The 12,230-nt window shown below is 63.1% G+C and carries 10 protein-coding genes; 4 read left to right on the top strand and 6 right to left on the bottom strand.

All coding sequences use genetic code 11. The annotated features are described in order from the left end of the window. Nucleotides 1–27: 27 nt before the first annotated feature. Nucleotides 28–1,137, bottom strand: a complete 1,110-nt coding sequence (locus tag KAK11_RS17595) for an FAD-dependent monooxygenase (protein ID WP_210810601.1) — start codon at nucleotides 1,135–1,137, stop codon at nucleotides 28–30. Between the two features lie 122 nt (nucleotides 1,138–1,259). On the opposite strand from KAK11_RS17595, the gene ychF reads away from it, so the two are divergent. The 3 genes from ychF (at nucleotide 1,260) to KAK11_RS17580 (ending at nucleotide 6,553) form a co-directional block, all read left to right on the top strand. After that, on the top strand, nucleotides 1,260–2,351 hold the full coding sequence (ychF, locus tag KAK11_RS17590; protein ID WP_210810600.1) for a redox-regulated ATPase YchF: 1,092 nt from the start codon (nucleotides 1,260–1,262) through the stop codon (nucleotides 2,349–2,351). 9 nt (nucleotides 2,352–2,360) lie between these two features. Continuing rightward, a complete protein-coding gene (gene dnaE, locus KAK11_RS17585) occupies nucleotides 2,361–5,924 on the top strand; it encodes a DNA polymerase III subunit alpha (RefSeq protein ID WP_210810598.1) in 3,564 nt (1,187 codons plus the stop codon). A 77-nt stretch (nucleotides 5,925–6,001) separates the two neighbouring features. Further along, entirely contained in the window at nucleotides 6,002–6,553 is a 552-nt protein-coding gene (locus KAK11_RS17580; RefSeq protein WP_210810596.1) for a hypothetical protein, read from the top strand. Here KAK11_RS17580 and KAK11_RS17575 read toward each other — a convergent pair whose 3' ends face one another. Continuing rightward, a complete protein-coding gene (locus KAK11_RS17575) occupies nucleotides 6,554–6,982 on the bottom strand; it encodes a CBS domain-containing protein (protein WP_210810594.1) in 429 nt (142 codons plus the stop codon). It abuts the gene before it with no gap. 221 nt (nucleotides 6,983–7,203) lie between these two features. On the opposite strand from KAK11_RS17575, the gene KAK11_RS17570 reads away from it, so the two are divergent. Next, entirely contained in the window at nucleotides 7,204–7,581 is a 378-nt protein-coding gene (locus tag KAK11_RS17570) for a BLUF domain-containing protein (protein ID WP_210810593.1), read from the top strand. 262 nt (nucleotides 7,582–7,843) lie between these two features. Here the strand turns inward: KAK11_RS17570 and KAK11_RS17565 are convergent, their stop codons facing one another. The 4 genes from KAK11_RS17565 to KAK11_RS17550 all read right to left on the bottom strand — a co-directional run bounded on the left by KAK11_RS17565 (nucleotide 7,844) and on the right by KAK11_RS17550 (nucleotide 12,215). Beyond that, nucleotides 7,844–9,364: a TIR domain-containing protein gene (locus tag KAK11_RS17565; protein ID WP_210810592.1), complete on the bottom strand. Its 1,521-nt coding sequence runs from the start codon at nucleotides 9,362–9,364 to the stop codon at nucleotides 7,844–7,846. 378 nt (nucleotides 9,365–9,742) lie between these two features. After that, nucleotides 9,743–10,069, bottom strand: coding sequence for a transposase (locus KAK11_RS17560; protein ID WP_259373572.1), 327 nt, complete (start codon nucleotides 10,067–10,069; stop codon nucleotides 9,743–9,745). Nucleotides 10,070–10,269: 200 nt separating this feature from the next. Next, nucleotides 10,270–10,761 carry a Cys-tRNA(Pro) deacylase gene (gene ybaK, locus KAK11_RS17555; RefSeq protein WP_210810589.1) on the bottom strand — a complete coding sequence of 164 codons (492 nt, stop codon included), beginning with the start codon at nucleotides 10,759–10,761 and terminating at the stop codon, nucleotides 10,270–10,272. Nucleotides 10,762–10,865: 104 nt separating this feature from the next. After that, nucleotides 10,866–12,215, bottom strand: a complete 1,350-nt coding sequence (locus KAK11_RS17550) for a class-II fumarase/aspartase family protein (protein WP_210810588.1) — start codon at nucleotides 12,213–12,215, stop codon at nucleotides 10,866–10,868. Between the last annotated feature and the right edge of the window lie 15 nt (nucleotides 12,216–12,230).

Below are 12,230 nucleotides of genomic sequence, written 5' to 3'. Positions count from 1 at the left end.
GAAAAAGTGAAGCCGGGGCCAGCCCGGTCAGACGCTCATCGCCCGGCCCATCAGCCAGCGTTTGAGCGGTGCGACATGGTCTACCAGACTCATGCCGTGGTTGCGAAGTTCCCTGAGGCCCGGTGCTTCAGACGCGAAAAGGTGCCAAAGTGCATCCGTACCCCCAGCCATGGCCAGGGTGCCCAGACGCCGCTTGCGGGCATAACGAGCCAGCAGCGCCGGGTCGCCCAGCTCGCGCCAAGCCTCTCGCTGCTTCATCACCTCGTCCAGCGCCAGCACGTCGGCCAGGCCCAGATTCAGGCCCTGCCCGGCCAGCGGGTGCACCAAATGGGCCGCATCGCCCACCAGCGCCCAGCCGGGGCCGACCACCGGCTCGGCCTGCGCAATGGCCAACGGCCACAGCGCCCGCTCACTGGCCAAGCGCAAGGGGCCCACGGCGCCCTGGCTGGCCTCTAGCAAGGCAGCTTCAAATTGCTCCACCGGCCAAGCCAACATCTCTTTGGCCTGGGCCTCGGGTTGCGACCACACCAAGCCCCAAGACTGCTGGGGCTCGGGCCGGTCAAACGGCAGGAGGGCCAAGATGTCCGGGCTGCGGAACCACTGGCGGGCCGTGCCGCAATGCGGCTGCTCAGACACCAAGCGCGCCGCCAAGGCCCAGTGGCCATACGGGTGGCGCTGCATCTGTGCGCCCAGCGCGGCGCGTTCGGCCGACGCCTTGCCCTCTGCCACCACCGTTAACGCGGCCGCCGCAGGCTCGGGCTGCACCGTGACGGAGGCGGCAAAGCCGGCGGCCGTGTCCAGCACGGTCTCCAGCGCAGCGGCGTCGACGATCCAGGCCAAGGCTTCGGTGGCATGGTCCCAGGCCGAAAACGCAATATGCCCACCCAGGGCGTCACCGTGGACATCCATGTCCAGCACCGTGGTGCGGGCGTCCAGCGGCAGGGCGTCCCACACTTTGAGGCGTTGCAGCAGGCCGACCGAGGCCGGGTTCAGCGCATAGGCCCGCACATCTGGCCCCAAGCCTTGGGCAGGCGGCTTGGCCTGCAAGGTCACACGCAAGCCCTGCTGGGCCAAAACCAGGGCCACGCAGCGGCTCACAATGCCGCTGCCCAGAACTCGCACATCAAAGGCACTCATGCGGTCCATTGTAGGAGGCCGCCCGCCCCCAGGGCGACGGCAGGCCCCGCGCGCTGTGAGACACCACCTAGAATCACGGGTTCGGCGAAGTCCGCCCCCTACCCTCTCCTAGAAAGCGTCCCATGAGCCTCAAGTGCGGCATCGTCGGCCTGCCCAATGTGGGCAAATCCACTCTGTTCAACGCCTTGACCAAGGCCGGCATTGCGGCCGAGAACTACCCGTTTTGCACCATCGAGCCCAATGTGGGCGTGGTCGAGTTGCCCGACCCTCGGCTGGCCGCCCTGGCGGAGATCGTCAAGCCTGAGCGCATCCTGCCGGCCATCGTCGAGTTTGTGGACATCGCGGGCCTGGTGGCCGGTGCCTCCAAGGGCGAAGGCCTGGGCAACCAGTTCCTGAGCCACATCCGCGAAACCGACGCCATCGTCAATGTGGTGCGCTGCTTTGAAGACGGCAACGTCATTCACGTCAATAACAAGATCGACCCGATCTCCGACATCGAGGTGATCCAGACCGAGCTGTGCTTGGCCGATATGGGCACCGTCGAGAAGAGCCTGCACCGCTACAACAAGGTGGCACGCGCCGGTGACAAAGATGCCATCGCCCTGGTCAAAGTGCTGGAAAAGTGCGAAGCCGCGCTGAACGAAGGCAAGCCCGTGCGCACGGTGGATTTCAGCAAGGAAGAGCTGGTCTTGCTCAAGCCCTTGTGCCTGATCACCGCCAAGCCGGCCATGTTTGTGGCCAACGTCTCGGAAGACGGCTTCGAGAACAACCCCTACCTCGACCGCCTGAAGGAATACGCCGCCGCCCAGAACGGCCCGGTCGTGGCCATCTGCGCCAAGACCGAAGCTGAACTCTCTGAGATGAGTGACGAAGACCGCAGCATGTTCCTGGCTGAAATGGGCCAGGACGAGCCGGGCCTGAACCGCCTGATCCGCGCCGGCTTCAAGCTGCTGGGCCTGCAAACCTACTTCACCGCCGGGGTGAAGGAAGTGCGCGCCTGGACCGTGCCCATCGGCGCCACCGGCCCGCAAGCCGCAGGCGTCATTCACACTGACTTCGAGCGCGGCTACATCCGGGCGCAGACCATCGCCTATGAAGACTTCATCACCTACAAGGGTGAGCAAGGCGCTAAAGAGGCCGGCAAGATGCGCGCCGAAGGCAAGGACTATGTGGTCAAAGACGGCGACGTGTTGCACTTCCTGTTCAACGTCTAAGTCTTGCCGATGCCCTTCGTCCACCTCCGCACCCACACCGAGTTCTCTGTTGTTGACGGCACGCTGCGCATCGACGATGCGGCAGCCGGGGCCAAAGCCGATGGGCAGGTGGCGCTGGGCATCTCAGACCTCGCCAATCTGTTTGGCGCGGTCAAGTTCTACAAGGCCTGCCGAGGCAAGGGCGTCAAGCCGCTGATTGGGGCGGACTGCTGGATAGAGCCCGTCCCCGACGCCTCGGACAAAACCGCCAGCCGCCTGCTGCTGATCGTCCAAAACGTCGACGGCTATCACAACCTCAGCGAGCTTTTGGCGCGGGCCTGGACGGCCAATGTGCAGAAGGCGCAGGCTTGGGTGCGCTGGAGCGACCTGCGCGAGCTGGGCCACGGCCTGATTGCGCTCTCAGGCGCCGAGCATGGCCTGGTGGGCCAAGCCCTGCTGGCCGGCGACACCGCCCGCGCTGCGCAAGGGGCGCGCATGATTGCGGAGATCTTCCCTCAGCGCTTTTACCTAGAGATTCAACGCGGCGGCCTGCCCCAGCATGAGCCGCTGGTGCGCGCCACCGTGCCGCTGGCCGCCGAGCTGCAATTGCCGCTGGTGGCCACCCACCCGGTGCAGTTCTTTGCACCGGACGACTTTGACGCCCACGAAGCCCGCGTTTGCGTGGCCGAAGGCGAGACCCTGACCAACCCCAAGCGCATCAAGCGCTTTGGTCGCGAGCAGTACTTCAAGACGCAAGCCGAGATGGAGGCGCTGTTTGCCGACTTGCCCTCGGCCATTGCCAACACGCTGAAGATTGCCGAGCGCTGCAGCCTGACCCTGGTGCTGGGCAAGCCGCGCCTGCCGGACTTCCCCACGCCGCTGCTCGAAGACGGCCAACCCATGCCCATGGAGGAGTTCTTCCGGCAAGAGTCTTATGCCGGCCTGGAAGGGCGGCTCAAGCACCTCTACCCGGATGTGGCCAAGCGCGACGCCGAGCGCCCGCGCTATGTGGAACGGCTGGAGTTTGAGCTCAACACCATCATCAAGATGGGCTTCCCTGGCTACTTCTTGATCGTCTCGGACTTCATCAAGTGGGCCAAAGAAAACGGCTGCCCAGTGGGCCCAGGCCGGGGCTCGGGCGCGGGCTCGCTGGTGGCTTATGCGCTGCTGATCACCGACCTGGACCCGCTGCAGTACAACCTGCTGTTCGAGCGTTTCTTGAACCCGGAGCGGGTGTCCATGCCCGATTTCGACATCGACTTCTGCCAGGCCAACCGCGACCGGGTCATCGACTACGTGAAGGACAAATACGGCCGCCAGGCGGTGAGCCAGATTGCCACCTTCGGCACCATGGCGGCCAAGGCCGCGCTGCGCGACATCGGCCGCGTGCTGGGCATGGGCTTTGGCCATGTGGACAGCATTGCCAAGCTCATCCCGGCGCCGCCGGGCAAAACGGTGACCCTGGCCAAAGTGCCCGAGAAGCCCGACGACAAGCTGATCTACGCCCGCCTGGAAGCGCCGGAGCTGGAGCAGCGCGAAGCCGCCGAAGAAGAAGTGGCCGAGCTGCTCTCGCTGGCCGCCCGCGTCGAAGGCATGGTGCGCAATATCGGCATGCACGCCGGAGGCGTGCTGATTGCGCCGGGCAAGATCACCGACTTCTGCCCGCTCTACCAACAGCCCGGTAGCGACTCGGCGGTGAGCCAGTTCGACAAAGACGACGTCGAGGCCATTGGCCTGGTGAAGTTCGACTTCTTGGGTTTGGCCACGCTGACCATTTTGGAAGTGGCCAAGGAGTTCATCACCAGCCGCTACCCCGAGCGCAAGGACTTCGCCTACGAGAACATTCCGCTGGACGACGCGGCCGTCTACAAGCTGTTCTCCGATGGCCTGACCGAAGCCGTGTTCCAGTTTGAATCGCGCGGCATGCAAGGCATGTTGCGCGACGCTAAGCCCAGCCGCCTGGAAGACCTGATTGCGCTGAACGCGCTGTACCGGCCGGGGCCGATGGACCTGATCCCCAGCTTTGTGGCGCGCAAACACGGCCGCGAGCCGGTGGAGTACCCGCACCCGATGGTGGAGTGGGTGCTCTCGGAGACCTACGGCATCATGGTCTACCAAGAGCAGGTGATGCAGACCGCCCAGGTGCTGGGCGGCTATAGCCTGGGCGGCGCCGACATGCTGCGCCGGGCCATGGGCAAGAAGAAGGCCGAGGAAATGGCCGAGCACCGGGAGATCTTCCGCAAGGGTGCTGCGGCCAACAACATCAGCCAAGACAAGGCCGACGAGATCTTCGACCTGATGGAGAAGTTCGCGGGCTACGGCTTCAACAAGTCGCACGCGGCCGCTTACTCGCTGCTGGCCTATCACACCGGCTGGCTCAAGGTGCACTTCACGGCCGAGTTCTTCGCGGCCAATATGACGATTGAAATCAGCGACACCGACAAGCTGCGGGTGTTGCTGAACGACGCGACCAAGAACTTCAAGATCGAGTTCGAGCCGCCCAACGTCAACCGCGGCCGCTACCGCTTTGAGCCCATGCCGGGCGCGGAAGGCCGCAAGAAGATCCGCTATGGCTTGGGCGCCATCAAGGGCACCGGCCAAGGCGCGATTGAAGCCATCGTCGCCGCGCGCGAAGCCGACGGCCCCTTCAAGAGCCTGTTCGATTTTTGCCGGCGTTGCGACAAGAGCAAGGTCAACAAACGCGTGGTCGACGCGCTGATCAAAGCCGGTGCCTTTGACGAGCTGCACCCCGACCGGGCGCAAACCCTGGCCAGCATTGGCCTGGCCTTTGAGTGGGCAGAAACCCAGGCCGCCAATGCCAACCAAGGCGGGCTGTTTGACATGCTGGAAGACAGCCACGGCTCGGCCACGCAAGAGCCGCCGCTGGTGGCCGCCGAGCCCTTCAGCGTGCGCGAGAAGCTCTCGCTGGAAAAGACCGCCATCGGCTTCTACCTCTCAGGCCATTTGTTTGACCAAGACGAGGCCGAGGTGCGCAAGTTCGCGCCGCTGCGCGTGGCCGACCTCATTGATTCTCGCGACCCGCAACTGCTGGCCGGCATCGTCAGTGAGATGCGCGTCATCAACGGCCAGCGCGGCCGCGTCGGCATCTTCAAGGTGGACGACAACAGCGAGCCCATCGAGGCCGTGGCCAACGAAACCATTTTGGATGCACACAAAGACCAGCTCAAGGAAGACGAGTTGGTCATCATCCAAGGCAAGGTGCAGCCCGACCGCTTCAGCGGCGGCCTGCGCCTGAACGTGCAGCAAGTGTGGGACCTGGCCGGCGCCCGCGCCCGCTTTGGCCGCCACTTGGCCGTGAAGCTAATGTGCCCGCGCGGCAACGTGGCCCAAGGCCTGGCCCTGGCCCAGCAACTGCGCGAGCTGGTGGCCAGCAGCCCCGCCAAGGTCGAAGAAACCGAAGAAGGCCGCCTGACCCAAGGCCTGACCGTGCGCCTGAGCGTCGAGCGCAGTGATGCCGTGGCCGAGATCGACCTGGGCGAGCAAGGCCGCATCTGGCCCAGCGACGACGCCTTAGCCCGCTGGAAAACCGTGGCCTTTGAGGGCAAGGCGAGGATTGTTTACGGCGGCGGTTGAGCACGCCGAGCCGTAACCTGAGGTAAAGCCCCGGCGGTGCGGACAACCTGGCGGCCTCTCCCGCCGTTGGCAGGTGCATGAACACACGCACCACCCCGTCCAGCCCTCTGCGCTTCCTCACCGCCCTTGGCGTGGCCGCCCTAGGCAGCCTGGCCCTGCCCGCCCAGGCCTTAGATGTGGGCGTGTCCATTGGCATCAGCCAGCCCGGCGTACACGGCCGCATCGACATCGGCCGCTACCCGGCCCCCGTCGTGGTGCAGCCTCGGCCCGTGGCCATTTATGCGCCGCCACCCACGGTGCAACCCATCTACATGTGGGTGCCACCCGGCCACCAACGCCGCTGGAGCCGCCATTGCGCGGCCTACGGTGCCTGCGGCGTGCCCGTCTACTTTGTGCAAGACCGGTGGTACCAGCAGCATGTGCTGCGCCCCTACAGGCCTGCACCGGTCTACCAGCCCGCACCGCCACCACCGCCCCGCTATGAGCCGCGCTACGAGCACGACCACCGCCACTATGAGCCCGAGATGCGCCGCCATGACGAGCGGCCCGACGGCCGTGGCGCGCCCCGCTATGAAGAGCGCCGTGGCTACGAGCAAGCCCACGGCCACGGCCATGGACGCGGCCGCTGATCAAGAGGCGATGTAGGACTCCAACTGCGCAATGGTCTGCTCGTGCTCTTCGAGCAAGTCGTCCATGATGTCGCGGATGGAAATCATGCCCGTTACCTTGCCGGCGTCCACCACCGGCAAGTGGCGGATGCGCTTCTCGCGCATGGTTTGCATGCAGGCCCGGGTGCCGGTCTTGGGGGTCACCACCAGCACGTCGCGGGTCATGATGTCGCGCACCAAGGTGTCTTTGGAGCTCTTGTTCTGCAAAGCCACTTTGCGGGTGTAGTCGCGCTCTGAAATCACCCCCACCAACTGATCGCCCTCCATCACCACCAGGGCACCCACCTCATGCTCGGCCAGCACCTGCAGGGCATGGAACACAGTGTCGTCAGGCTGAACGCTGCACACCGGCAACGCGCGTTTGGCCAACAGTACGGAAACAGGTTTCATGGCTAGCCTCTGCAATAAACCGCTGGTGAAGGGCCAAGCCCTCTCGCGGTGGGGACATGGAAGGTGAACGCTGCGCTTGAGAGGGCCACCTGGTGAACTTTGCCCGGGCAAAGCCAGGAGCCCTGCCCCGAAGATTAACGCAAATGGTTGGGCTGACTGATGCGGGCACTCCCTGAGCAACGTCAATTCGCCGACAGCCTGGCTCAGGACAATCCCGGCCCATGCTTGAACGCCTTGTTTACCGCTCCACAGCGAGCCGCGAGATGGACCCGCGGCCACTCTTTGATCTGCTGACCCAAGCCCAAGAGCGCAATGCCCGCCTCGGCATCACCGGGCACCTGCTTTACCTGCGCGGCCAATTCACCCAATGCGTGGAAGGCCCCACCGACAGCCTGGACGCCCTATGGCAAAGCCTGCTGCGCGACCCGCGCCACCACAGCATCGAGCTGCTGGTGCGCCGCCCCGCCGAAGCCCGCCGCTTCCCCGAATGGAGCATGGCCTTCTCCACCGACAGCACCATGTTTGTGCACGGCTTGAAGGGCTTCTTTCCGGTGGATGGGAGCGGCAACTCGCCGTTGGTGGGTTTGTGTAGTGTTTAGTGGGGAGGTGGGCGTGCATCGCTGCAGGCTGAGGCAGGGGGAATGTGGTTAGTCCAACGCCGCGCAGTGAGCAGCCATTGCCGAACGGCTGTGCGTCTCAAAGCCGTGCCCATTGGGGAAGTTACCAAGACTTCTGCAACAACACTGTCACGCCGAGCAAATGCAGCCCGGGCATCGACTCATTTTCAAGGTTAAGAATGCCACTCCAAAAGGAAAAACATTACGGATGGCGCTTGAGGAGAAGGGAAGTCCCTGTGATGGGTTAGGCCTCCTTGTTTTGCGTCAGCGTAACGGCAGCCAGCTCGTTCGGCAATGGAATCGCAGCTGCTTGCGACGCCAGCAGGTTTAGCTCTGCCTCTCGAATCTGGCGTTTGCCTTCTGTTTTGGCCTTCTCCAATAGTTTCTCCTCAGCTGCCTTCTTTTTCAGGGCACCCGCCATTCGATCGTGCGCGTACTCCGACAAAGGTTCGTGCTTCAGCGACCTTTCCAAGTAGACGCAAGCCTCTGTCGGTAGGTCCTTGTTGCTAAGGAGGTTGCCAATGTTCGCTACGATCCACTGTGAGCTTTGTCCTTCTTTCATGAGCGACTCTGCTCGACGATAGGCCGCCAGAGCTGCGTCGTAGAGATTCAATCGCAGGCACGAGTTTCCAAGATAGCCCCAATACTCGATTGAGTCGGGTTCCTCATAGCGAAGGCTTGAAAAGAGAGCAAGTGCGATCTCGTGCTTCTCGAGATCTTGAGCGATTCTTGCGTACTTGAATCGGAGGCCTTTATGCGCCGGGTGGTGGACATAACAGCGCTGGATCACTTGTAGTGCATCCGCTTGCTTTCCTTCGCGTTCCAGGGCCTCTGCAAGATCAATAGCCACATTAGGGAACTGCTCTGGTCCAAAGCGTTCTAGCTCCGCAATTGCGCTCTGGTTGTCCGCAACATCACCGTGAACCCGAGCTATCGCTTGGGTGATCGAGGCATTCCTAGGAAACTGCGTCCTTGCCTCTGATAGCAACTCCATTGCTTTGCCGGCGTGACCTTCGAGACGAAGAATAGTCGCGACAACGACCTGGACGCGCGCACTACCGGAGTTGTCGCGAGCCAACTGCACCAGCGGCGTGATATCCGACTTGCCGCCTAAGTGATAGTCACACATGAGTATGAATGCGCGCGACGCAACTGCGTCGTCACCCGTTTGAGTCGCGGCCTCGTCTGCAAGAGTTTGCTTCGCTGCCGCATACTTCTTGTCGAAGAAATCCTGAAACCATGATCTATTTGCGACAGCTTCGGAAATAGCCTCTTCTCCGCTTGCCCTGGGTGAAGAGCGGCCAGGAACGAGACCGAGTTTTCTCACCTGGGTCAGAATTTGGTGACATACAGCGCCAGTTCCTGCCTGCATGTTTGCGTCTGACCGAGTGCTTTCGTAGCGCCCGGGTGTGATTCCCAAGAGATCTGTCGGTAGGTGCAGATCGCCACAAGTCGGGAGTAGGAAGTAGACGCGCTCACGTCCTAGCCGTCCGATAAACAGCCCGAATTCAAAGAGCACATTGTCGCGTACCGACAGGGAGCTTGTGTTTCGTATCTTTGTCAGATCATCTGGGGAAAAGACAAAGACGGCAAAGTCGTTGTCCTGCAGTGCACTGGTAAGTGATTCGATCGTAGTCTTCGAGAGTTCGAAGACGCCTTGAGCCCACACCGTCACCTCTGCATCGTGGAGAAGGTTCTGCTGTACTGCATACGCAATGCTTAGTCCCTCGACGGACGATCCTATAAAGACGCGGGGTTTGGTCATTTGGCTTGTGGGTGAGCGGTGGTGAGTCTAGGAAGCCCAACGAATAGGATAATCTGCCGCGCCACCCAGGCTGGAGACTGCATAGCCGCTGATCGCGGCAGATAAAACCGGTTGAACTGAACCATGTGGAGTCGGTGGCAGGCAGGGTGACTGTATGTACTGGGGGTTTGATACCCCTGCCCCCGCTGATGCTGCTCATTATCTCCAGCGTCCAGGCCCGCAGACTCCAGATTTGCCACTAGCGGCGAGCTTGGCATCCTCAGTTTCTAGGATGCCGTGGATGGAATGCAGGCCTTGCGCTCGGTTGCACGGGCTTGGGCGCAAGGTCGCCCTATGCGGCCTACAGAGCGGGCTGAGAGGGTGCGCCGTAGGATCGGGTCACAGCGGCGGCCCATTGGCGGTGGTGGTTGGACGCCCTTGCCCCGACACAGGCAAGTGATTTTGCCCAGCCAAGCTTTGCACCACCTTGAGTGGCACTTGGCAGCACGGGCAGGCGTTCACCTTGACGCGGGCCACTCGCGCCATGAAGTCTCTGGCCGATTCAGTGGCCTGGGGGTTTGGTGCACGCTGATGCAGTGCTTGGCGTACTTGCGCCAATTGCGTCTTCTTGCAGCCATTGGGCAGGACGCCATAGTGACGAATGCGCTTCGTGCCGCCGGGCAGTACATGCAGCAAGAGACGGCGGATGAACTGTAGCGTGGGCAGCGTGACTCGCCTCTAGCCGGCTGCCTTGTTCGCTCTGGTGGTGAATTTCACATCAGCCGCACCGTGCAAGATGTGCCGGGCACAAAGATGTGTCCACCACCATGATCTACACACACGTGCTCAAAGCAGGTGGCGGCGGGGTGCGCAGCCCCTTGGACGCAATGGGAAGCCGCACATGACGGCCTGCCCACCGTCAACACTCAAATCGCACACCCCACCGCCTTCGCCCCCAGCACCTCCGTCAACACCGCCGGCGCAATGCCCACCAGGTAGCCGCGCTGGCCGCCGTTGATGAGGATGGCGGGCAGGGCCAGGATGCTTTGCTCCACATAGACCGGCAGGTCTTTGCGGGTGCCAAACGGCGAGGTGCCGCCGACCAAATAGCCGCTGTGGCGCTGGGCCACTTCGGGCTTGCAGGGCTCGACGCTCTTGGCGCCGATGGCGCGGGCCAGATTTTTGGTGCTGACTTGCTTGTCGCCGTGCATCAAGATGATTAGCGGCTCGGCCTTGTCGTCTTGCATCACCAAGGTTTTGATGACGGCGTGTTCGTCCCAGCCCAGTTGCTTGGCCGACTCGGCGGTGCCGCCCTTGTCCACGTAGTCATAGGGGTGGGTGCTGAAGCTCACGCCCCGGGCTTTGAGCCATTGGGTGGCGGGGGTTTCGCTGACGTGCTTGTCTTTCTTTTTGGCCATGTCGGACGACTCAAGAGGTGCAGCCCCCATTGTCGTCAATTCGCGGCGGCCGGCTTCCATGCCGGCCCCAAGGTCTGCCGCAATGCTTGCCCCAACGCCTGCCCTTAAGCGGGCATCTGGGCCAGCACGCGGTCCACCATCACACCAGACTGGCCCAGGTAGTTGGCGGGGTCCAGCATGCGCTCCAGGGCGGCGCGGTCCACATGGGCCTTGATCTCGGGGTGGGCTTCGAGCAGGTCCAGCAGGGGTTTGTTTTCAGCCAGCGATTGGCGGCAGAGGTCATAGACCCGGTCGTGGGCGTATTCACGGCCAATGTAAGGGCCTAAGCCCATCATCACTGCCTCGCTCATCACCAGGCCGCCGGTCATGTCGATGTTGCGGCGCATGGCGGCGGGGTCCACTTGCAGGCCTTCCACCACGGCACGAGACTGCTTGAGCGCGCCAGCCATCAGGCAAAAGGTTTCGGGCAGCGAGATCCATTCGATCTCCCACGGGCCGGTGCTGCGCTCGTGGTCGGCCACCATGGCGTCCATCAAGGCGGCGGCGTGTTGGCGCACCACGCTGATGGCGGCATGGATATAGCAGCTCGCAATGGGGTTGCGTTTTTGCGGCATGGTGCTGCTGGAGCCCCGGCCGTGGTGGTAGGGCTCAAAGACCTCGCCCACTTCGGTCTGCATCATCAGCTTCACATCGGTGCTGAGCTTGCCCAGCGTGCCGCCAATCAGGCCCAGCACGGCGCCCACTTCGGCAATGTTGTCGCGGATGGTGTGCCAGGCGATCACCGGTTGGGCCAGGCCCAGCTCAGCGCACAGGCCGGCTTGGGTCTCCATCGCGCCGGTCTCCAAAGAGGCCAGCGTGCCCGCCGCGCCCGCAAACTCGCCCACCAGCACGCGCTCGCGCAGCTGCGCAATGCGCTCGCGGTGGCGCAGCACGGCGCTCAGCAAGCCGGCCATCTTGTAGCCGAAGGTCACGGGAATGGCCTGCTGCAGATTGCTGCGGCCGATGATGGGCGTGAGCCGGTGCTCGCGGGCCAGCTTGGCCAAGCCTTGGGCAATGGCGGCCAGCTCATCGTCCACCAAAACCAGGGCCTCGCGGATCTGCAGCACCGTGGCGGTGTCAGTGATGTCTTGGGTGGTGGCGCCCCAGTGGCAATACTCGCCCAGCTTGTCGCGGCACAGCTTGTTGAGCTGCGAGACCACGCCCAAGATGGGGTAGCCAATGCGCTCGGTTTGCTGGCGCAGCAGGGCCATGTCGATCTGCTCAAGATGGCAGTGGCTGACGATCTCATCAGCCGCCTCTTGCGGGATCAGCCCCAGCCGGCCCTGCACCTTGGCCAAGGCGCATTCGATGTCCAGATACTTCTGGGTGCGGTTCTCGTCGGACCAGACGTGGCGCATGGCATCGCTGCTGAAGATGCCTTGAAAAATGCGCGAGTCGATGATGGATGCAGCCATGTGGTGTGTCCTCTT

The sequence above is a fragment of the Ideonella paludis genome (assembly GCF_018069865.1).
In the GTDB taxonomy this organism is placed as follows: domain Bacteria; phylum Pseudomonadota; class Gammaproteobacteria; order Burkholderiales; family Burkholderiaceae_C; genus Ideonella; species Ideonella paludis.
Note: the sequence above shows the minus strand (reverse complement) of the source record. Positions and strands in the feature narration are given on the sequence as shown.